Raw genomic sequence first — 20,262 nt, forward strand, 5'->3', positions numbered from 1 at the left:
GCGCTCAGCGCTCCTCTCGGTGGCGGCGGGAGAGCACGATGGCCCCGACGAGTGCGGCCAGCAGCAGGACGGAGAGCGCTTCGAAGGGCAGCACCCAGTAGCGGAACAGGGTCACGCCGTTCGCCTGGGTGCTGCCCGCGACGGTGCCGAGGTCGATCCAGGTGCTGCGGAAGGCGTCGACGACGAGGGTGACCAGCGTGGCGGCGGCGGCGAGGGCGACACCGAGGGCCACCCAGCGGTTGCCGGAGTCGGCGTCGGGCGAGACGCCGATGGGCGCGCGGGTCAGCATCAGCCCGAACAGGACGAGCACGACCACGGCGCCGACGTAGATCAGCACCTGCACCCAGGCGATGAACTCCGCCGTCAGCAGCAGGTACTCGATCGCGAGCCCGCCGAGCGCGACGACCAGCCAGAGCGCGGCGTGCACCAGCTGCTTGGTGGTCACGGTCAGCAGCGCCGCGCCGAGGACGGCGAGGCCGACCAGCACGAAGACGATCTCGACGCCGCCGGGGGAAAGGAAGGAGTGCGCGGCGGAGGCCGCCATCGGGTTCACTCTCCGGCCTCCTTCTCGTTCTCCTGTGCGGCCTGCTCCTGTGCGGCCTGCTCCTCTGCGGCGACCTGGGCCGCGGCCGCCTTCTCCGCGGACTTGCGGGCGGCGGCGATCTCCTTCGGCTCCTCGGCGGCCGGGTCCAGCGCGGGCGGCGCGGGCACGGTCCACATCCACTCGCGCAGGCGGTCGCGCTCGTGGGTGAGGTCGAGGATGTCCTCCTCCGCGTACTCGAACTCCGGCGACCAGAAGAGCGCGTCGAAGGGGCAGACCTCGATGCAGATGCCGCAGTACATGCAGAGCGAGAAGTCGATCGCGAAGCGGTCCAGCACGTTGCGGGTGCGGGCGCGGGCGTTCGGCTCGGCGGCGGGCAGCGTCTCCTTGTGGGAGTCGATGTAGATGCACCAGTCCGGGCACTCGCGGGCGCACAGCATGCAGACCGTGCAGTTCTCCTCCAGCAGCGCGATGACGCCGCGCGAGCGCGGCGGCAGTTCGGGCTGCACGTCGGGGTACTGCGCGGTGACGGTCTTCTTCGTCATCGTGCGCAGGGTGACGGCGAGGCCCTTGGCCAGACCTCGGCCGGGGATGGGCGCCACTAGGAGATCACCACCTTGACGACGCCGGTGAGGGCGAGCTGGGCGAGGGCGAGCGGGATGAGCACGGTCCAGGCGAAGCGCATGAGCTGGTCCTCGCGCAGCCGGGGATAGGTGACCCGCAGCCAGATGACGACGAAGGCGAGCGCGAAGGTCTTCAGCAGCATCCACAGCCAGCCGAGGGTGTCCGCCATCGGCCCGTGCCAGCCGCCGAGGAAGAGCACGGCGGTCAGCGCGGAGACGACGAGGATGCCGGCGTACTCGGAGAGCAGGAACAGCGCGAAGCGCAGGCCGGTGTACTCGGTGTAGGCGCCGAAGATGATCTCGGAGTCGGCGACCGGCATGTCGAACGGCGGCCGCTGGAGCTCTGCGAGACCGGAGACGAAGAAGACGAACCCGCCGACGATCTGCCACGGCACCCACCACCAGTGGAACTCGCCGAGGATCCCGGTGAGGGACACCGTCCCGGCGGCCATCGCGACGGACGCGGCGGCGAGCAGCATCGGCAGCTCGTACGCCATCAGCTGGGCGGCGGTGCGGATGCCGCCGAGCAGGGAGAACTTGTTCGCCGACGCCCACCCGGCCATCAGCGAGCCGAGCACGCCGACGCCCATCACGGCGAGCACGAAGAACAGCCCGGCGTCGATGGACTGTCCGACCAGGTCCCCCGGCCCGAGCGGGATCGCGAGCAGGGCGAGCAGGTAGGGCAGCAGCGCGACCGCGGGCGCGAGCTGGAAGATCTTCCGGTCCGCACCGGCGGGGACAACGTCCTCCTTCTGCGCGAACTTCACGCCGTCGGCGACGAGCTGCGCCCAGCCGTGGAACCCTCCGGCGTACATGGGGCCGAGCCGGCCCTGCATGTGGGCCATGGCCTTGTGCTCGGTCTGCCCGATGACGAGCGGCACGACCAGAAAGGCCAGCAGCACGGCGAGGCAGCGCAGAAGCGCTTCCAGCGTGGTCACGCCCGGCCCTCCTCGGGATCAGTGGTGGTCCCGCCCTCGTCCGACGCCTCCGGCGCGGACTCCTCGACGGCAGGCTCCGGCGCGGTCGCGGGCGCAGCGCCCGACTCGACCCCCTCCACCGGAGCCGCCTCCCCCTCCTGCCCGGCGGACTCCGCCGCCGCAGGCTCGTCCGGACCGGACGATGCAGGAGCGGCGACCGAACCGGAGCCGGAGGTCGGCGCAGCCTGGCGGCCCGCCTCGTCGGCCGCCTCGTCGGCAACCGCGGGCGCGGACGGCTCAGCGGTCTCACCGACGGACTCCGCCGCAGGCGCAGGCTCACCGGCGACAGCCGGACCCGGCGCAGCGGCCGAGGCGGGGCCGGTGGTCGGCGCGGTGTCTTCGGCCTGCTCGGGCTGCGCCGCCTGCGGAGCGGGGGTCGGCTCCGGCGGGGGCTGGCTGACGCTGCCGTCGGAGACGGAGCGGGCGCGGCGGGGGCGGGTGGTCGGGGGCTCGGGGGACTGCCAGGGCGCGTCGGGCGTGGCCGGCTGCGGTTCCGTCTGGCTGGTGCTGCCGGAGGAGACGGAGCGGGTGCGGCGGGGGCGGTCGGCGGCCGGGCCGGCGGCCGCGGCACGGGCGCCGCGGGCCGGGCGTTCCGGCGCGGGCGGGAGGGTGCCCTTGAGGGGACCCCACTCGTTCGGGTCGGGAACCCCCGGCGGCAGCATGCGGCGGCGGGCGCCCTCGGCGGGAGCGTGGTCGCTCTCCCCCGGCTCCTTCGCGCCCGGCCAGGCCTTCGCCACCCGCGCGGCCAGGACGAACTCCTTGCGCAGCGGGTATCCCTCGAAGCCGTCCGGCAGCAGCAGCGTGACCAGGTGCGGGTGTCCCTCGAAGCCGATACCGAACATCTCGTGCGTCTCGCGCTCGTGCCACGCCGCACCGGCGTAGACGCCGACGGCGGTCGGCAGCGTCGCCGCCTCGCGCGGGACGCGCGTACGCAGCAGCAGGCGTGCGGTCGCGCCCTCGCCGACGCGGGCCAGGTGGGCGCAGACGGAGAAGCCCTCACCGAGCTCGTCGACGGCCGAGAGCCAGTCGAAGTAGCGCAGGCCGAGCCCGTCCCTGCAGGCCGTCAGCGCCTCGATCCAGTGCTCGGCGGGCACGTCAACCGTCAGCAGCTCGTACGACTCCGCCGCCGTGGCCCACGGCCCGACCGCGGCTGCGATCTCCTCATGGGAGAGGTCGAAGCTCACGCCGGACCACCCTCCGACCCCGGGCCCTGCACCAGCGGACGGGCGAGCGCGGCGGCGGAGACGGCAGCGGCGGGCGCCGCCGGCGCGGCGTACTGCTCGGCCAGCGACTCGCGCGCGATCTTCTCCTGGAGCTTCAGGATCCCCTGCAGCAGCGCCTCCGGCCGCGGCGGGCAGCCGGGCACGTAGACGTCGACGGGGATGATCTGGTCCACGCCCTTGGTCACGGAGTAGGAGTCCCAGTACGGGCCGCCCGAGTTCGAGCAGGCGCCGAAGGAGATGACGTACTTCGGCTCCGGCATCTGCTCGTAGAGCCGCTTGATCGCCGGGGCCATCTTGTCCGTGACCGTGCCGGAGACGATCATCAGGTCCGCCTGGCGCGGGCCGGGCGCGAAGGGGATGACGCCGAGCCGGATGAAGTCGTGCTTGGCCATCGACGCCGCGATGAACTCGATCGCGCAACAGGCCAGCCCGAAGTTGAAGACCCACAGGCTGTACCGGCGGCCCCAGTTCAGCACCACCTTGATCGGGTCCGGCGCCATCCGCGCCAACGGACCCAGCCGCCGCGGTTCCACCGCCGAGGCGGGTCCGCCCGGCCGGGACGGGTCCGGCGTACCGAGGTTCACGACCATTCCAGGACGCCCTTCTTCCAGGCGTAGAGCAGACCGACGGCCAGGAAGCCGATGAAGAGGAACATCTCCACCAGCGTCGCCGCACCGAAACCCGACTGGGCGTAGACCGTGGCCCAAGGGAAGAGGTAGATCGCGTCCACCGCGAAGATCACGTACAGGAAGGCGTAGACGTAGTACCGGATCTGGGTCTGCGCCCAGCCCTCCCCCACCGGGTCCACGCCGCACTCGTACGCGAGCAGCTTCTCCGGCGTCGGCGCGAAGGGTCGCAGCAACTGGTTGGCGGCGAACGAGGTGCCGACGAAGAGGACGCCGATCAACGCCATCAGGCCGACGGCGGAGTAGGCGCGGAAGTATCCCGTGTGGGATGCCGCCAATGCCTGCACGGCCTGCATGCTCGGTCGCCTCCGGAGTGGGTGCTCAGCGGGTGTTCTGCGGTCGTTCGGTCGGTACTCAGCAAATTCTTGTCTTTACGGCGCATGAGTCTAGGTCCCAGCCGGTCCGAGCTGTGAACCCCGCCCACCCGATGGGACGTGCGCTGAGACGGCGCCGCCCTGCACGGGGGTAGGGCTGTCCCTACCCCGGACCGGCGACCTGCCCCATGGCGCCGAGGACCCCCGACCCGCCAGCCTGGGATCATGGACCTGATGAAGACCGAGCCCGCGCGCCGCCCCCGCTTCGACGCCCGCATGTGGCAGGAGGTCGCCTACCTGCTCAGCAGCTTCCCGGTCGGCCTGGCCGGCTTCATCGTCACGGTCGTGCTGATCACGGTGAGCATCGGCACGGTCTTCACCGTCATCGGCATCTGGCTGCTCGCGGCCACGCTCCTCGGTCTGCGCTCCGCCTCCCAGCTGGAGCGGGGCCGTGCCCGCGCGCTGCTGGGCGAGGCGCCGGGCGAGCCGCTGCCGGTGCAGCCGACGAAGACCGGCAGGCTGAGCCGCGCGCTCGCCGTGCTCAGCGACGGTCTGGCCTGGCGGTCGGTGCTGTACTTCGTCGTGATGCTGCCCTGGGGCATCATCACCTTCACCATCGGCCTGGTCTCCGTGATCACGCTGTTCCCGTTCCTGCCCTGGATCGCGTGGGGGCTGACGCGGGTGAGCCGGGCGCTGGTCGGGGCGCTGCTCTCGCCCGGCGCGCTGAACGAGCGCGTCCGCGAACTGGAGGACGACCGTGGCACGGTCGTCGACTCCGCCGCCGCGGACCTGCGCCGGATCGAGCGCGACCTGCACGACGGCGCGCAGGCGCGGCTGGTGGCCCTGGCCATGGACCTCGGCCTGGCCAAGGAGAAACTGACGGAGGATCCCGAGTCGGCGGCACGGATGGTCTCCGACGCGCACAGCGAGGTGAAGCTGGCCCTCCAGGAACTGCGCGACCTGGCTCGCGGCATCCACCCCGCCGTGCTGACCGACCGGGGCCTGGACGCGGCGCTCTCCTCCGTCGCCTCGCGCTGCCCGATCCCGGGCGGGGTCAGGGTCAGCGTCGAGCTCGACGAGCGGCCGGCCTCGGCGATCGAGGGCATCGCCTACTTCACCGTCAGCGAGCTGCTCACCAACGCGGCGAAGCACGCGAAGGCGCAGACCGCGCACGTCGAGGTCTGGCGCAGCGGCGAACGCCTGATGCTGCAGGTGCGGGACGACGGCGTCGGCGGCGCGGAGGAGCGCCCTGGCGGCGGCCTGGCGGGTCTCGCGGAGCGGATCCGCGCGGTGGACGGCGTCTTCGTGGTCGGCAGCCCGATCGGCGGCCCGACCGTCGTGACGGCGGAGCTCCCCTGGCGGACCCGGGGCGGGACGGCTACGACGTCCTGACGTGCGGTCGGGACGGATCGGGCGTCAGCGGCGGTGCGAAACGCCGGTTTTGACCGGACCTTGATCACGCTTGAACGGCTGTGCCGACACGGTTACGTCTCGGTCGCGTCGTTGACCCTCGGTGATCAATAGTCTGCGGCGTTCGACCGTCCACAGCCAGCGCACAACCAACGAGGGAACCCGTGACCACTCCTCCCCCCACCGTCCAGGGTCAAAACGCCAGCGGCTACCCGGTGGCCCCGCAGCCGACCTCGAAGAAGAAGGCCGTCCTCGGTGGCCTCGGAGCGCGAATCGTCGGCGGCATCATCGTCTTCGCGGTGATCTCCGGTGGCTACTGGGCCTACGACCAGATGAGCGGTGGCGCCGACACGGCGAAGGTCGGCGACTGCGTGCAGAACTCCGGCACGGACAGCAGCCCCGACGTGTCCGTCGTGAAGTGCACGGACGCCAACGCCAAGTACAAGGTGCTGAAGGTCGTCGACGGAACCGACGACTCCAAGTGCTCGGGCTCCGGCGCCACCATGGCCTACGTCCAGAGCGGCGGCCGCGGCACGAGCGACGTCGTCCTCTGCCTCACCGACAACAAGTAGTCGGCCGGCTCACCGATGACCACGCCCCCGCCCGCGTACGAGGCGGAGTACGAGTCCAACCCGTATCTCGCCGACGCCGAGCCGCCGGCCGCCGTGGAGGAGGCTCCGAAGCCGAAGTCGGGGCTGCTCAAGCAGTCGCTGGTCTTCCTCGGCGTCGGGGCGCTGGTCCTGGGCGGGCTGCTCTGGGCCAGCCTGTCCTCGAACGACCCGACGGCGGCGCGGGCCGGTGACTGCGTGCAGAACGCCGGCACGGACGCGGCTCCGGACGTCACCGTCGTGGACTGCGCGAGCAGCGCCGCCCAGTACAAGGTGATCAAGACCTTCCAGAGCAGCGACATGAACGTCTGCAAGGACGTGCCGGGATCCGAGGCCGCGTACGTGCAGACGCAGGGCGGCTACGGTTTCGTCCTGTGTCTGGGTCAGAAGTAACGCACACCGCATTCCCGACGAGGGTCGTCCGCCATCCCGAGGCCGACGTGCCGCCCGAGCTCCGCGCGCAGGCCCTGCGCCTGCAGGAGCAGGCGTGGCCGTCCGAGCCCGGCGAGGCGGGCGACCCTTCGCACGACCCGGCCCTGGCCCCCTACTCGCTCCTGCTGGTCGACGGGGCCGGGACGGTGCTCGCCGCGCTGGACGTGCTGAGCAAGGAGATCGGGCACGCAGGGGAGGGCTGGCGGGTCGCCGGTCTCAGCCGGGTGGTGACCGACCGGACCCGGCAGCGCGCGGGCCACGGGCGAACGCTGGTCGCCGCCGCGCTGGCGGAGATCCGCGCCGACGGCGCCGACCTGGGGATCTTCACCTGCGACCGCCCGCTGCGCGGCTTCTACACGAGCGCGGGCTGGCGGGAGCTGCCCGGCTCGGTCCTGGTCGGCGGCACGCCGGAGGCGCCGTTCCCCAGCGACCAGTGGGACAAGGTGACCATGGCGGCCTTCCTCACCCCCCGCGCCCGGGCGGCCGCCCCGCGCTTCACCGGGGCGCGGATCGGGCTCTACCCCGGTGACGTCGACAGACTCTGGTGATCTCCCTCGGACCGGGGTAGGGGTAGCCCCACCCCGAAGACACCGAGGCACCCCAGTGTTCCCCCGCCTCTCGCACGGCAGTCTGGAGTGCAGAAGGAAGCAGCAGGACGCCGCGAGGACGAGGGAGCCGAAACCATCATGAGCAGCAGCACCGCGGAGTACGGCATGACCACCCGAACGGGCGGCGGCGACACGGTCCGGCGCGAGCCGCGGTTCCTTCTCGCGCCCTTCTCCGGACGCACCTGGCGCGAGACCCTGCACCTGGTGCTGGACCTGCCGGTCGGCGTCGCCGCCTTCAGCTACGTGATCACCACGCTCGTGGCCGGGATCGGCACGGTGCTGACCTTCGTCGGCTTCCCCGTCCTGGCGGCGTCCCTGGGCGGTGCACGCGGGATCGGCGCGATGGAGCGCGCCCGCGCACGGGCCCTGCTGGGCACGGACGTCCCTGCGCCGGTCCAGCCGAAGCCGAACCGGCCGGGACCGGTGGCCTGGCTCGGCGCGGTGCTGAAGAGCGGCGCGAACTGGCGGGCGGCGCTGTACAGCGTGCTGATGCTGCCGGTGGGGATCTTCAACTTCACGGTGGCGGTGGTGCTGTGGAGCGTGTCGCTCACGACGGCGCTGTATCCGCTGTACCACTGGGTGTTCCCGACGTACGTGGGGTGGCCGGGTTACCGGTTGTGGGAGAACAACGGCCACGTCCACTACATCTCGACGCTGCCGGAGATCGCGGGCACGTGCGTGGCGGGGATCGTGCTGACGCTGCTCACCGCCCAGGTCGTCCGTGGCCTGGCCGGCGTCCGCCGGGCGATGGTCTCCGGCCTGCTCCGGTAGAGACAAGGTCCGGTCGCACCACCTCAGGGGCGCGGGGAACTGCGCGACAAGCCACCCGCGTGCGCATGGTCCTCACCGAACAGGGCCATCCGCACCGGGTGGTTTCTCGCGCAGTTCCCCTCGCCCTTGGGTAGTGCGACTAACCCCTGGTCGACACGGTCCTCGTGTCACGCCCGGAGCGGAGCACCGTGCCCGGCACCGCGCCGGTCAGCTTCGTCTCCCGGACCGTCTCGACCCCGTTGACGCGGACCGCCACCACGCCCTCCGGGCGGGAGTCGAGGCGGGGGCTGTCGCCAGGGAGGTCGTGGACCAGGGTCGCCGGGCCGGCGTCGATACGGTCGGGGTCGAAGAGGACCAGGTCCGCGAAGTTCCCGACGGCGACCGTGCCCCGGCCGCGCAGGCCGAACAGCTCGGCCGGGTCGGAGGTCAGCATCCTGACCGCCTGCTCCAGCGGGACCAGCCGGCGCCGCCGCAGGCAGTCGCCGAGGAAGCGGGTGGTGTACGGCGCGCCGCACATCCGGTCCAGGTGCGCGCCCGCGTCCGAGCCGCCCAGCATGACGTCCTCGTGCTGCCAGGTGGCGCGGCGCAGCTCCCAGCTGTCCGGGTCGTTGTCCGTCGGCATCGGCCACAGCACCGTGCGCAGCCGGTCGTTGACGCAGATCTCCACCAGCGTCGCGAAGGGGTCCTGGCCCCGCTCCGCGGCGATGTCGCGGACGACCCGGCCGGAGACGCCGATGTTGGCGTCCGAGTAGGTGTCCCCGATGACGTACCGGCCGAAGTCGGCCAGCCGCCGGAAGACGCCCGCCTCCGGGCTGTCCGCCCGGCGCAGCATCTCGGCGCGGACCTCGGGACGCTGGAGCCGGGCGATCCGCTCGGGCACCGGCAGGCCGAGGATCTCGCCCCACCCGGGGATCAGGTTGAGCGCGCAGAAGGTGCCCAGGCTCATGTTCATCGGGGTGAGGATCGGCATGGTCAGCGCGACGATGCGGCCGCCCGCCTCCCGCGCCCGCTGCGAGGCGAGGAGCTGGCGCGGGACCCGGCCCGGCACGGCGGCGTCGATGGTGAGGACGTTCCAGTTGAGCGGGCGGCCGGCCACCGCGCTCATCTCGACCAGCAGGTCGATCTCCTCGTCCGCGAACATGTCCAGGCAGCCCGCCACGATCGCCTCGATCTGGGTGCCAGGGGCCTCTCCCACGGCCCGGCACAGGGCGAGCATCTCCTCGCGCCGAGCGTGGCGCGAGGCGACCGGCTTGCCGTCGCCGTCCGAGTGGGTGCCGGACTGCGTCGTGGAGAGCCCCCACGCGCCCTCCGTCATGGCCTGCTTGAGCAGCGCGGTCATCGCGTCGAGCTGTGCGGGCGTCGGCTGCCCGCCGACCGCGTCCGGGCCCATGACGTAGCGGCGCAGCGCGCAGTGGCCGACCATGAAGCCCGCGTTGACGGCGATCCTGCCCTCCAGTGCGGCGAGGTACTCGCCGAAGGAGGACCACCCCCACGGCACGCCCTCCTCCAGCGCGGCCAGCGCCATGCCCTCCACCCGCGCCATCATCCGGCGGGTGTAGTCGGCGTCGTCCGGCCGGGCCGGGTTGAGCGGGGCGAGGGTGAAGCCGCAGTTGCCGCCGGCGACGGTGGTGACGCCGTGGTCCAGCGAGGGCGTGGCGTACGGGTCCCAGAAGAGCTGGGCGTCGTAGTGGGTGTGCGGGTCGACGAAGCCGGGGCTCAGCACCAGGCCGGTCGCGTCCTCCACCGAGACGGCGGACTCCTGGCAGCGGCCGGCCTCCGCGATGACGGCGATCCTGCCGTCCTTCAGTCCCACGTCCGCGCCACGCGCCGCCGCGCCGGTGCCGTCGACGAGCGTCGCGCCCTTGATCAGATGGTCGAGCATCGTGCCCTCTCCTCAGCTCGCGGCCTGCCGGAACCGCGTGGTGCGGTGGACCGGATCGGTGTCGATCTTGGGAATGACGTGCTCGCCGATCAGGCTGATGGTCTGCGCGGTCTGCTCCGGCGGGATGCCGATCGGCAGACCGAAGACGAGCTGGTCCGCGCCGGCCGACTCCCAGCGCTTGCACTGTCGCAGCACCTCGTCGGGGTCGCCGCAGATCATCAGCTCCTCGGCGATCAGCAGGTCGATGAGCTCCTCGTTGTACTCGGGCAGCAGCTCCGGCCAGACCGGGATGCCCTCGGGGCGGGGGAAGGTGTCGTGATAGCGGAAGAGCAGCGACTGCAGGTAGTTGAGCCCGCCGTTGACCGCGATCCGCCTCGCCTCCGCGGAGGTCTCGGCGCAGATCGCGGTCGAGGTGACCATCACGTTGTCGTTGACGAAGGCGCCGACCGGCTCCGCCTCGCGGATCGCGTGCTTGTAGCTCTCGACGACCCACTCCATGTCGGAGACCTTCTGCACGCTGAAGCCGAGGACCCCCAGGCCCTTGCGCGCGGCCATCTCGTACGAGGAGGGGCTGCCGGCCGCGTACCACATGGCCGGGTGGGAGGCCCCGTACGGCTTGGGCAGCACCTTGCGCGGCGGCAGCGACCAGTGCTTGCCGCTGAAGCCCGGGTACTCCTCGTTCAGCCACATCCTGGGGAACTCGCCGATCGTCTCCTCCCACATCTCCTTGGTGGCGTTCATGTCGGTCACCTCGGGGAGGAAGCCGAGGATCTCGTGGCTGCCCGCGCCGCGACCGGTCCCGAACTCGAAGCGCCCGCCGGAGAGATGGTCGAGCATGGCGACCCGCTCGGCGACCTTGACCGGGTGGTTGACCCTGGGCAGCGGGTTGAAGATGCCCGAGCCGACGTGGATCCGCTCGGTGGCGTGCGCGAGGTAGCCGATCACCACGTCGTTGGCGGAGATGTGCGAGTACTCCTCCAGGAAGTGATGTTCGGTGATCCACGCGTACTTGAACCCGGCCCGGTCGGCCTGGACGACGTAGTCCATCTCCTCCATGAGGGCGTGGTGCTCGGCCAGCGGATCGGCCAGGGAGCGACTTCTGGGCACGTAGCCCTGGATGAAGATGCCGAACTCCATCGGTTCACCGTCCTGTCTGCGTGCGGACTCCAGCGGACCCCAGTTGATCCGGCGCGACTCGGATGCATGATCTGACGATCCGTCAGATCATGCAAGACCCGTCCCAGCCTGCCACTCGGCACGCGACGCGTCAGCCGATACTGACGCCCGCCATCCAGCCGCCGTCGGCGACCAGGGGCTGGCCGGTGAGATAGGAGGAGTCGGCGGAGGTCAGGAAGAGGGCCAGCTTCGCCATCTCCTCCGGGCGGCCGATCCGGCCGAGCGGGACGGCCTTGGCGTAGAGCTCGTGCGTCGCCGCCGCGATCGCCGCCGCGTCCTCCGCGCTCATCAGCGGCGCGCCGCTCTCGCCGACGAAGGCGTTGGCCGGGTCGGACATCGGGGTGTCGATCGCTCCCGGGCAGATCGCGTTGACCCGGATGCCCTTCGGAGCCAGCTCCAGCGCCGCGACGCGGGTCATCGCGACGATCGCGCCCTTGGTGGCCGCATAGGAGGTCAGTAGCGCCATGCCGGTGAGTGCGGTGTAGGAGGCGGTGTTGACGATGCTGCCACCGCCCGCGGCCTCGATCGCGGGCGCGGCGGCGCGCATGCCGAGGAAGCAGCCGATCTGGTTGACCCGCACCACCGTGAGGTACTCCTCCAGCGGGGTGCTGACCAGCTCGTTGAAGCGCAGGATGCCGGCGTTGTTCAGCAGGCCGTCGAGCTTGCCGAAGGCGGAGACGGCGGCGTCGACCGCGGCGGCCCAGTCCTCCTCGCTGCCGACGTCCAGATGCTGGTAGCGGACCCGATCCTCGCCGAGCTCCAGCTGCAGCTCCTTGGCCAGGGCCTCGCCCTGGTCGTCCAGGACGTCGCCGAGCAGCACCTGGGCGCCCTCGGCGGCGAAGAGGCGGGCCTCGGCCTCGCCCTGACCGCGCGCGGCGCCGGTGATCAGGACGGTGCGGCCGGCGAGACGACCGGAAGGTGCGGACATGTACGGGCTCCCCTCGGAGATCATCTGACGGTTCGTCAGTTCTGATCCCAGTCTCCGCCGGAAGCCCGTACAAGGGAAGACCCGCAGCACCGCGCCCGACGCCGGCCCGGAACCTCAGACGAGCGGCAGCACGTCCGTGGCGATGAGCTCCAGCTGGGCCAGGTACTCGGCCAGGTCGCGGCTGCGCGGCCGCAGCTGGAGATGGGTGACGCCCACGGCCAGGTACTTCCGCAGCAGCTCGGCCAGCGCGTCCGGCTTGCCGGAGACGGAGCGACGCCCGATCGCCCAGCCGGGCTCGCCGACGTACAGCGGCGGCGCGATGGCGTTGACCACGAAGTCGCCCCCGCGGCCGGCGCGTTCGCGCGTGGTGCGGATCAGCTCCAGCTGCGCGGGCAGCGTCTCCAGCGTGTCGCCCTGCGACAGCCAGCCCTCCCCCTGCGCCGCGGCCCGCCGCACCGCGGCCGGGGCCGAACCGCCGACCCAGATCGGCGGTCGCGGCGACTGGACGGGCCGTGGACTGACCGCCAGGTCGCGGAACGGGAAGCGCGGGCCCTCGTGCACCGGGTACTCGTCCGTCAGCGCGACGTCGAGCGCGGTGATCGTCTCGGTCAGGATCTCCCCGCGCCGGTGGAAGTCCACGCCGAGCGTCTCGAACTCCTCCAGCACGTGGCCCGCCCCGACCCCGAGGATCAGCCGGCCGCCGCTGAGCCGGTCCAGCGTCGCGTACTGCTTGGCGGAGAGCAGCGGGTGGCGCAGGGGTGCGACGGCGACGTGCGAGAGCAGGCGGGTGCGGGTGGTCAGCGCGGCGAGGTAGCCGAGCGTGGAGACCGGGTCGTACCAGGTCGCCCCCATCGGCCCGGCCAGCCTGCGCGGGATCGCGACGTGGTCGCAGCAGGCGACGTACGCGTAGCCGAGCCGGTCGGCCGCCTGCGCGACGGCGGCGAGCTCGGTCGGGCCGGCCTCGGCCTCCCAGGGCTCGACGAACATCGTGCTCTGCGCCTGGACCGGCAGCTGGATCCCGAACTCAGCCACGGCCCGCCCCCGCCCACAGGCCCTCGGCCGTCAGCCCGAGCAGGCCGATCGCGTTGCCGCGCACCAGCTGCTCGACGACCGGCGCCTCCAGATGGCCCATCTGCTCCTCGCCGACCTCCCGGCTCCTGGGCCAGGTGGAGTCCGAGTGCGGGTAGTCGGTCTCGTAGAGGACGTTGGCGGCGCCGATGGCGTCGAGATTGCGCAGCCCGTGCGGGTCGTCGAAGAAGCAGCCGTAGATGTGCTCGGCGAAGAGCTCGCTGGGCCTGGTCAGCACCTTGTCGGCGACGCCGCCCCAGGCGCGGTTCTCCTCCCAGACCACGTCGGCGCGGGCCAGGATGTAGGGGATCCAGCCGATCTGCCCCTCGGCGTACATGATCTTGAGGCCGGGGAAGCGGTCGAACTTGCCGCTCATCAGCCAGTCGACCATCGAGAAGCAGCAGTTGGCGAAGGTGATGGTCGAACCGACGGCGGGCGGCGCGTCGGCGGAGGTCGACGGCATCCGCGAGGAGCTGCCGATGTGCATGGCGATGACGGTCTGCGTCTCCTCGCAGGCCCGCAGGAACGGGTCCCAGGCGTCGGTGTGGATGCTGGGCAGGCCCAGGTGCGGGGGTATCTCGCTGAAGCAGACGGCCCGGAACCCGCGCGCCGCGTTGCGCCGGACCTCGGCGGCGGCGAGCTCGGCGTCCCAGAGCGGCACGATGCCGAGCGGGATCATCCGCCCCTGTGCGGCGGGGCCGCACCACTCCTCCACCATCCAGTCGTTGTAGGCCCGGATGCAGAGCAGCCCGAGCTCGTGGTCCTTGGCCTCGGTGAAGGTCTGCCCGCAGAAGCGGGGGAAGGTCGGGAAGCAGAGAGCGGACTGGACATGGTTGACATCCATGTCGGCGAGGCGCTCGGGTATGGAGAAGGAGCCGGGGCGCATCTGCTCGTAGGTGATCGCCTCCAGTCGCACCTCCTCGCGCGGGTAGCCGACGGCGGTGTCGAGCCGGGTGAGCGGACGGCGCAGGTCCTCGTAGACCCACCAGTCGGCGACGGGGCCCTCACTGCCGGGCTCGCCCATCCTGGGCGCGAAGCGGCCGCCGACGAAGGTCATCTCGGCGAGCGGGGCCCGGACGATGCGCGGGCCGAGCTCGCGGTACTTGGCGGGCAGCCGGTCCTGCCAGACGCCCGGCGGCTCGACGGTATGGTCGTCCACCGAAATGATCCAGGGGAAGCTCTCCATGCGGGCCAGGCTACGCCGAATCTGACGATCCGTCAGGAGTCGCGAGGCAGGGACTTGCACGATCCGGGGGCGCGAGGCTCTGCCGATGTGCGGCTCCACCGCGTGGGCGCGACAAGCCACTGACGGCAGTTGGTCCGCAACGTGCAGGGCCGCCCGCGTCGGAGGCTTGCTCGCGCAGTTCCCCGCGCCCCTGTCGAACTACCCCAGCGTGCCCAGGGTGACCGTCACGGTCCTGGACGCGCCGTCGCGGACGAAGGTGACCGGGACCTTGTCGCCCGGCTTCTCGGAGGCCAGCGCCGCGGACAGCGTCGCCGCGCTGTCGATCGGGGTGTCGCCGAGCTTGGTGATCACGTCTCCCGCCTGGAGGCCCGCCGTGGCCGCGGGGCCGCCGGGCGTCACCGAGACCACGCCGGCGCCGCTGCTGCCGCCCTGGGTGACCACCGTTCGCGTCGTGATCCCCAGCGCCGCGCGGCCGGAGTTGGTGACCTTGCCGCTCTGGATCATCTGGTCGGCGAGATTGATCACCGTCGCCGCGGGGATGGCGAAGCCGATGCCCGGCGCCTGACCGCTGCCGCTGCTGTCCACCGCCGCCAGCGTGTTGACGCCGATGACCTGGTCGGACAGGTTCACCAGCGCGCCGCCGCTGTTGCCCGGGTTGATCGCCGCGCTCGTCTGGACCATGTTCGGGATGGTCGCGCCCTGCGGGTTCTCCTGGGTCCCGGCCTCGCTGACGGTCCGGCCGACCGCCGAGACGATGCCCTGCGTCACGCTGGAGGAGAGCCCCAGCGGGTTGCCCATCGCCAGCACGATCTGACCCACCTGGACCTTCGTGGTGTCACCGAAGACGGCCGGCTTGAGCCCGGACGGCGGACTGGTCAGCTTGATCACCGCGAGGTCGTTCGCCGGGTAGGAGTAGACCAGGCTCGCCGGCAGCGTCTTGGACTGGTCGGAGAGGGTCACCTGGAAGCTCTTGGCGCCCCCGACGACATGGGCGTTGGTGACGATGTCGCCCTTCGTGTCGTAGACGATGCCGGTCCCCAGGCTGCCCTCGGCCGTGATCTGCACGATCGACGGGAGCACCGCCTTCACGGTGTTCTGGTAGTCGGTCTGCAGATCGTTGCTGACGCTCGGCGCGGGCGCGGCGCTGCCCCCGTCGGAGGACTTCGCACTGCTGCCGCCGCCACCGCCGGTGCAGGCGGTGGCGGTCAGCAGCAGTGACGCCGCGGCGACGGCGGCGGGGACGAGGCGACGTGCCGTGGTCTCCATGGGGCGCGACCTTCACTGTGGATGACATTTTCTCCACATTGTCCCTTTTGTCGGAAAGGATCCCCGGAGGCGCGCTAGCTCGCCCTCGCCTTTGTCAGGTCGTAGACGGTCACCCCGTTCACGGTCGTCGAGCTGTAGTTCTTGGCCACCCAGGCCACGATCTGCGCCGAGTCGCCGGAGCCGGAGCTCGCCCCGCCCATGGAGAGGGTGCCGCCGAGGAAGTAGTGGATCTTTCCGGCCCGCACGTCGTTCTCGAACTGGGCGAGGGTGGGCGACGGGTCGGTGCCGTTGAAGCCGCCGACCGCCATGACCGGGGCGTCCGAGGCGAGCTGGTAGCCGGCCGCGTTCTGGGACCCGACGGTGGCGGCGGTCCAGGTGTACGTCGACGCGTCCTGCTTGAGCAGCGCGGTGAGCGCCGCCCCCGGCGTAGTGCCGTTCAGCAGCCCGCCCGCACCGCCACCACCGCCGCCGCGCATGCCACCGGCCCCGCCCGGCATCCCGCCGCCGGTGGTACCGGTCCCGGTCCCGGTGCCGCCGGGGAAGCCGCCGCGTCCGGCCGTCCCGCCCTGCGCGCCCGCACCGCCGGGGAAGCCGCCGAAGCCGCCGCGGGCACCCGTGTGCGTCCCGCCGGGCATGCCGCCCGGCATGCCGCCGCCGAAACCGCCGCCCTGGACCGACGGGCCGGCCGAGGGCAGCGAGCCCGCGTGCGTCGTGCCCGCCGTCTCCACGCTGTACGCGGCCGGACCGGCCAGGCCGGAGGCGATCGCCGCCGCGGCCACGACCAGGGCGATCCTGCGTCCGAGCAGCGGTCCGAAGGCCAGGCCGAGCGCCGCGGCCAGGCCCACCAGGAGCACCGCCCAGCGCAGCCACGGCATCCAGTCGGCGCTCCGCGCCAGCAGCACGTAGGACCAGACCGCCGTCACCGCGACCACGACCCCGGCGAGACCGGACACCGTCCAGGACCGCCGCTGCTCCCACAGCAGGCCCGCGCCCATGCCCACCACGACCGCGATGTACGGCGCGAGGGCGACGTTGTAGTAGGGGTGGAAGATCCCCTGCATCTCGCTGAAGACCAGGAAGGTGGTGAGCAGCGCCGTCCCCCAGAGGGCGAGCGCGGCCCGGCGCCCGTCCGTGCGGCCGGCCCGGCGGGTCAGCCAGAGGCCGCCGACCAGGAGCAGCAGCGACGCCGGAAGCAGCCAGGCGATCTGACCTCCCATCTCGGAGCCGAAGAGCCGGGTCAGCCCGGTGCTCCCCCACATGCTGCCGCCGCCGGCCCCGCCGCCCCCGCCGCCGACGCTGCCGGTCTCCGAGCCGGTGATCCGGCCGAAGCCGTTGTAGCCGAAGGTCAGCTCCAGGAAGGAGTCGGTCTGGCTCCCCCCGATGTACGGCCGGTACTGCACCGGCGTCAGCTCGACGATCGCCACCCACCAGCCGGAACTGACGACCAGCACGACGGCCGCCAGCAGCAACTGCCGCACCCGCCGCCAGAAGCCGGTCGGCGCGAACAGCAGGTACACCAGCGCGAAGGCGGGCAGGACCAGGAACGCCTGCAGGGTCTTGGTCAGGAAGGCCAGGCCCACGCAGCCCGCGGCCAGCAGCAGCCACCTGGTCCGCGCCTGCTCCTGGGCGCGCTGCACGGCGTAGCCGGCCAGCGCGAGCAGCAGCGCCAGCAGCGCGTCGGGGTTGTTGAAGCGGAACATCAGCGCCGCGACGGGCGTCAGCGCGAGCACCGCGCCCGCCAGCAGCGCGGGTCCCGCGGCGAAGCGCCGCTTGACCGCCGCGTACACGACGGCCACCGCGGCGACGCCTTCCAGGGCCTGCGGCACCAGGATCGACCAGGCGTTGACGCCGAAGACCCGGGCGGAGAGCTCCATCACCCACAGGGACGCCGGTGGTTTGTCGACGGTGATGGCGTTGGCGGCGTCCGAGGAGCCGAAGAACATCGCCTTCCAGTTGTGCGCTCCGGCCTGGACGGCCGCCGAGTAGAACTGGTTGGCCCAGCCCGACGCCCCGAGATCCCAGAGGTAGAGCAGCGCGGTGAGCGCCAGCAGGGCGAGGAGGGCGGGCCGGACCCAGCGCGGGTCACCGGACGTCGGGGGGACGGACGGCGGCGCGGGCTGGTCCGGTTGGTCCAGGTTCGGCTCAGGCAGCGTGGTGGTCATGCCTCCACCGTCGCCAAGGGCTCTGTACGGCCGGTATGGGGTAGCTGTGCGGAGCCCGTCAGCTTGCGGCGGCTACCGACCCGCGAGCGGCAGGCGGACGGTGAAGACCGTCTCACCGGGCTCACTGGTCACCCACACCTCGCCCCCGTGCGAGGAGACGACCGCCGCGACGATGGCCAGCCCCAGCCCGGTGCTGCCGGCCACGCGGGAACGCGAGCCGTCGCCGCGGGCGAAGCGCTCGAAGACGGTGGGCAGCAGTTCCTGCGGGATGCCGGGACCGTCGTCGGCGACGGTGAGCACCGCCGCGCCGCCGTCCAGGGCGAGCGAGCCGGTGACCGTCGTGCCCTCGGGCGTGTGCTTGCCGGCGTTCGCCAGCAGGTTCACCAGCACCTGGTGCAGCCGGTGCTCGTCGCCGAGCACCTCGGCGGGCCCGTCGGTCTCCTCCTCCGGCAGCCGGACCTCCCACTTGTGGTCCGGCACGGCCGCGTGCGCGTCCCGCACCGCGTCGACCAGGAGCGGCGCGAGATCCACGGGCTCCCGGTCCAGCGGGCGGCCCGCGTCGAGCCGCGCGAGCAGCAGCAGGTCCTCGACGAGCGCGGTCATCCGCGTCGCCTCGGACTCCACCCGGCTCAGCGCGTAGGCCGTGTCCGGCGGCACGGTCTCCCGGCTCCGCCGGGTCAGTTCGGCGTAGCCCTTGATCGAGGCCAACGGCGTGCGCAGCTCGTGACTGGCGTCCGCGACGAACTGCCGCACCCGCGTCTCACTCGCGTGCCGGGCCTCCAGCGCGGCGGAGACGTGGCCGATCATGCGGTTCAGCGAGGCGCCGACGAGGCCGGACTCGGTCCGGGGATCGGTGTCCTCGACGGGCACCCGGGCCAACGAGATGACCTCGCCCCGGTCCAGCGGCAGCGTGGAAATGCGGGCGGCGGTCGCAGCCACCCGGTCCAGCGGCCGCAGGGAGACCCGGATGAGACCGAAGCCGACAAAGCCGACGATGATCACGCCGGTGACGCCGAGAACGGCCTCGGTGGTGACCAGGGTGCTGATTATGTTGTTGATGTCGCTGACCGGCAGGCCGACGACGCTCTTTCCGCCCCCGCGCGACTGCGGATCGCCCGTCCCGGGCGGACCGAACTCGACCAGATAGGTGCCGAGGCCCGGGATATCCACCAAGTGCGTGTCTCCGTCCGCCGGAACGGAGTCCAGCGCCGCGGTCTGGGCGGCGGTGAGCGCCTTTCCGGTGGCCCTGCTCCCGGATTCCACCGTGCCTTGGCTGTCGGTACGCACCGCGATGACGCCCTCGGAGAGACCCGGCAGTTGGAGCTGGTCGGCCAGGCTCATCGACTGACCCTGCGGACCCGGGTGCGGGCCGGCCATCACGCGCATGGCGGTGTCCCTGACCTTGCTGTCCAGATTGCCCAGCATGTAGCTGCGCAGCTGAACCGTGGTCAGCCAGGCCATGGCCGTGAAGACCACGGCCAGCAGCACGGTCATGACGACGACCAGTCGCGTGCGCAGCGGCCAGGTCGACCAGCGTCGGATCACGACGCGGCCGCCTCCACCACCGCCGGCTTGAGCACGTAGCCCGCGCCGCGCATGGTGTGGATCATCGGGGCGCGGCCCGCGTCGATCTTGCGGCGCAGGTAGGAGATGTACAGCTCGACGACATTGCCCTGGCCGCCGAAGTCGTAGTTCCAGACACGGTCCAGGATCTGCGGCTTGCTCAGCACCCGGCGCGGGTTCCGCATCAGGAAGCGCAGCAGCTCGAACTCGGTGGCCGTCAGGCGGATCGAGGTGCCCGCGCGGTGGACCTCGCGGCTGTCCTCGTCCAGCGTCAGATCCCCCACCACCAGCAGCGACTCGCTCCGGGCCGCCGCCGCGCCGGAGCGGCGCAGCAGGCCGCGCAGGCGAGCGACGACCTCCTCCAGGCTGAACGGCTTGGTGACGTAGTCGTCCCCGCCCGCGGTCAGGCCGGCGATGCGGTCCTCGACGGCGTCCTTCGCGGTCAGGAAGAGCACCGGCACGTCGTGCTGCTCGGCGCGGAGGCGGCGCATGACCTCAAGCCCGTTGAGGTCCGGCAGCATGACGTCGAGGATCACCGCGTCGGGGCGGAAGTCGCGGGCGGCCCGGATCGCGGCCGCGCCGTCGCCGGCGGTCGTGGTCTGCCAGCCCTCGTAGCGCAGGGCCATGGAGAGCAGGTCGGCGAGGGGGGCCTCGTCGTCGACGACGAGCACCCGCACGGGGGTGCCGTCGGGACGGCGAAGCTCGGTGGCGGCGGCATCGGCGGGAGTCGTGGTCATACCGACACGGTGCCGTTGTTGAATGAGAAATTTATGAGCTGGGTCTACGGCTTCTCTGTGGATTTCCTGGCAGCTCGCGCTCCCACGGCACAGCCGCAGTG

General features: G+C 72.0%; 20 protein-coding genes. 5 read left to right on the forward strand and 15 right to left on the reverse strand.

Annotation, left to right across the window (positions count from 1 at the left end):
• Positions 1-4: 4 nt before the first annotated feature.
• The 6 genes from BS83_RS24805 to BS83_RS24830 are packed head-to-tail and all read right to left on the reverse strand — an operon-like array spanning position 5 to position 4,346.
• Entirely contained in the window at positions 5-544 is a 540-nt protein-coding gene (locus BS83_RS24805; protein WP_051945553.1) for an NADH-quinone oxidoreductase subunit J family protein, read from the reverse strand.
• Between the two features lie 5 nt (positions 545-549).
• Positions 550-1,143 carry a NuoI/complex I 23 kDa subunit family protein gene (locus tag BS83_RS24810; RefSeq protein ID WP_037605787.1) on the reverse strand — a complete coding sequence of 198 codons (594 nt, stop codon included), beginning with the start codon at positions 1,141-1,143 and terminating at the stop codon, positions 550-552.
• Positions 1,143-2,102 (reverse strand): NADH-quinone oxidoreductase subunit NuoH, encoded by a 960-nt coding sequence (nuoH, locus tag BS83_RS24815; RefSeq protein WP_037605788.1) that lies wholly within the window; start codon positions 2,100-2,102, stop codon positions 1,143-1,145. Before nuoH ends, BS83_RS24810 begins: the two co-directional genes overlap by 1 nt.
• Positions 2,099-3,325: an NADH-quinone oxidoreductase subunit C gene (locus BS83_RS24820; RefSeq protein WP_051943841.1), complete on the reverse strand. Its 1,227-nt coding sequence runs from the start codon at positions 3,323-3,325 to the stop codon at positions 2,099-2,101. Before BS83_RS24820 ends, nuoH begins: the two co-directional genes overlap by 4 nt.
• Positions 3,322-3,954 carry an NADH-quinone oxidoreductase subunit B gene (locus BS83_RS24825; RefSeq protein ID WP_037605789.1) on the reverse strand — a complete coding sequence of 211 codons (633 nt, stop codon included), beginning with the start codon at positions 3,952-3,954 and terminating at the stop codon, positions 3,322-3,324. Before BS83_RS24825 ends, BS83_RS24820 begins: the two co-directional genes overlap by 4 nt.
• Complete coding sequence (locus BS83_RS24830; protein ID WP_037605790.1) at positions 3,945-4,346, reverse strand: NADH-quinone oxidoreductase subunit A; 402 nt, start codon at positions 4,344-4,346, stop codon at positions 3,945-3,947. Before BS83_RS24830 ends, BS83_RS24825 begins: the two co-directional genes overlap by 10 nt.
• A 243-nt stretch (positions 4,347-4,589) precedes the next feature.
• On the opposite strand from BS83_RS24830, the gene BS83_RS24835 reads away from it, so the two are divergent.
• The 5 genes from BS83_RS24835 (at position 4,590) to BS83_RS24855 (ending at position 8,193) form a co-directional block, all read left to right on the forward strand.
• Entirely contained in the window at positions 4,590-5,756 is a 1,167-nt protein-coding gene (locus BS83_RS24835; protein ID WP_037605791.1) for a sensor histidine kinase, read from the forward strand.
• A gap of 182 nt (positions 5,757-5,938) precedes the next feature.
• Positions 5,939-6,346, forward strand: coding sequence for an LppU/SCO3897 family protein (locus tag BS83_RS24840; protein WP_051943842.1), 408 nt, complete (start codon positions 5,939-5,941; stop codon positions 6,344-6,346).
• Between the two features lie 15 nt (positions 6,347-6,361).
• Positions 6,362-6,775: an LppU/SCO3897 family protein gene (locus tag BS83_RS42105; protein ID WP_051943843.1), complete on the forward strand. Its 414-nt coding sequence runs from the start codon at positions 6,362-6,364 to the stop codon at positions 6,773-6,775.
• Positions 6,757-7,362, forward strand: a complete 606-nt coding sequence (locus tag BS83_RS24850; protein ID WP_051943845.1) for a GNAT family N-acetyltransferase — start codon at positions 6,757-6,759, stop codon at positions 7,360-7,362. Before BS83_RS42105 ends, BS83_RS24850 begins: the two co-directional genes overlap by 19 nt.
• A 138-nt stretch (positions 7,363-7,500) precedes the next feature.
• Entirely contained in the window at positions 7,501-8,193 is a 693-nt protein-coding gene (locus tag BS83_RS24855; RefSeq protein WP_051943847.1) for a sensor domain-containing protein, read from the forward strand.
• 139 nt (positions 8,194-8,332) lie between these two features.
• Here BS83_RS24855 and BS83_RS24860 read toward each other — a convergent pair whose 3' ends face one another.
• The 9 genes from BS83_RS24860 to BS83_RS24900 form a co-directional block, all read right to left on the reverse strand.
• A complete protein-coding gene (locus BS83_RS24860; RefSeq protein WP_037605793.1) occupies positions 8,333-10,075 on the reverse strand; it encodes an N-acyl-D-amino-acid deacylase family protein in 1,743 nt (580 codons plus the stop codon).
• 12 nt (positions 10,076-10,087) lie between these two features.
• Positions 10,088-11,212, reverse strand: a complete 1,125-nt coding sequence (locus BS83_RS24865) for an LLM class flavin-dependent oxidoreductase (protein WP_037605794.1) — start codon at positions 11,210-11,212, stop codon at positions 10,088-10,090.
• A gap of 130 nt (positions 11,213-11,342) precedes the next feature.
• Positions 11,343-12,179 carry an SDR family NAD(P)-dependent oxidoreductase gene (locus BS83_RS24870; RefSeq protein ID WP_037609795.1) on the reverse strand — a complete coding sequence of 279 codons (837 nt, stop codon included), beginning with the start codon at positions 12,177-12,179 and terminating at the stop codon, positions 11,343-11,345.
• 114 nt (positions 12,180-12,293) lie between these two features.
• Positions 12,294-13,166: a TIGR03619 family F420-dependent LLM class oxidoreductase gene (locus BS83_RS24875; RefSeq protein WP_084715086.1), complete on the reverse strand. Its 873-nt coding sequence runs from the start codon at positions 13,164-13,166 to the stop codon at positions 12,294-12,296.
• Positions 13,167-13,203: 37 nt separating this feature from the next.
• Positions 13,204-14,433, reverse strand: a complete 1,230-nt coding sequence (locus BS83_RS24880) for an amidohydrolase family protein (protein WP_037605796.1) — start codon at positions 14,431-14,433, stop codon at positions 13,204-13,206.
• Between the two features lie 198 nt (positions 14,434-14,631).
• Positions 14,632-15,699 carry a S1C family serine protease gene (locus BS83_RS24885; protein ID WP_037605797.1) on the reverse strand — a complete coding sequence of 356 codons (1,068 nt, stop codon included), beginning with the start codon at positions 15,697-15,699 and terminating at the stop codon, positions 14,632-14,634.
• Positions 15,700-15,773: 74 nt separating this feature from the next.
• The gene (locus BS83_RS24890) at positions 15,774-17,861 is read right to left on the reverse strand and encodes a glycosyltransferase family 39 protein (RefSeq protein ID WP_051943849.1); all 2,088 of its coding nucleotides are present in this window, start codon (positions 17,859-17,861) and stop codon (positions 15,774-15,776) included.
• A 72-nt stretch (positions 17,862-17,933) separates the two neighbouring features.
• Positions 17,934-19,406, reverse strand: coding sequence for a sensor histidine kinase (locus BS83_RS24895; protein WP_232248480.1), 1,473 nt, complete (start codon positions 19,404-19,406; stop codon positions 17,934-17,936).
• Positions 19,403-20,161: a response regulator transcription factor gene (locus tag BS83_RS24900; RefSeq protein ID WP_037605798.1), complete on the reverse strand. Its 759-nt coding sequence runs from the start codon at positions 20,159-20,161 to the stop codon at positions 19,403-19,405. The genes BS83_RS24895 and BS83_RS24900 overlap by 4 nt, the downstream gene beginning before the upstream one ends.
• Positions 20,162-20,262 lie beyond the last annotated feature (101 nt).

The organism is Streptacidiphilus rugosus AM-16 (genome assembly GCF_000744655.1).
GTDB lineage: Bacteria > Actinomycetota > Actinomycetes > Streptomycetales > Streptomycetaceae > Streptacidiphilus > Streptacidiphilus rugosus.

Excerpts from the sequence above, each read along its gene's own strand:
- BS83_RS24805 (WP_051945553.1), bottom strand. The coding sequence starts at position 544 with ATGGCGGCCTCCGCCGCGCACTCCTTCCTTTCCCCCGGCGGCGTCGAG.
- BS83_RS24825 (WP_037605789.1), bottom strand. The coding sequence starts at position 3,954 with ATGGTCGTGAACCTCGGTACGCCGGACCCGTCCCGGCCGGGCGGACCC.
- BS83_RS24830 (WP_037605790.1), bottom strand. The coding sequence starts at position 4,346 with ATGCAGGCCGTGCAGGCATTGGCGGCATCCCACACGGGATACTTCCGC.
- BS83_RS24835 (WP_037605791.1), top strand. The coding sequence starts at position 4,590 with ATGGACCTGATGAAGACCGAGCCCGCGCGCCGCCCCCGCTTCGACGCC.
- BS83_RS42105 (WP_051943843.1), top strand. The coding sequence starts at position 6,362 with ATGACCACGCCCCCGCCCGCGTACGAGGCGGAGTACGAGTCCAACCCG.
- BS83_RS24855 (WP_051943847.1), top strand. The coding sequence starts at position 7,501 with ATGAGCAGCAGCACCGCGGAGTACGGCATGACCACCCGAACGGGCGGC.
- BS83_RS24860 (WP_037605793.1), bottom strand. The coding sequence starts at position 10,075 with ATGCTCGACCATCTGATCAAGGGCGCGACGCTCGTCGACGGCACCGGC.
- BS83_RS24865 (WP_037605794.1), bottom strand. The coding sequence starts at position 11,212 with ATGGAGTTCGGCATCTTCATCCAGGGCTACGTGCCCAGAAGTCGCTCC.
- BS83_RS24870 (WP_037609795.1), bottom strand. The coding sequence starts at position 12,179 with ATGTCCGCACCTTCCGGTCGTCTCGCCGGCCGCACCGTCCTGATCACC.
- BS83_RS24875 (WP_084715086.1), bottom strand. The coding sequence starts at position 13,166 with ATGTTCGTCGAGCCCTGGGAGGCCGAGGCCGGCCCGACCGAGCTCGCC.
- BS83_RS24880 (WP_037605796.1), bottom strand. The coding sequence starts at position 14,433 with ATGGAGAGCTTCCCCTGGATCATTTCGGTGGACGACCATACCGTCGAG.
- BS83_RS24885 (WP_037605797.1), bottom strand. The coding sequence starts at position 15,699 with ATGGAGACCACGGCACGTCGCCTCGTCCCCGCCGCCGTCGCCGCGGCG.
- BS83_RS24890 (WP_051943849.1), bottom strand. The coding sequence starts at position 17,861 with ATGACCACCACGCTGCCTGAGCCGAACCTGGACCAACCGGACCAGCCC.
- BS83_RS24900 (WP_037605798.1), bottom strand. The coding sequence starts at position 20,161 with ATGACCACGACTCCCGCCGATGCCGCCGCCACCGAGCTTCGCCGTCCC.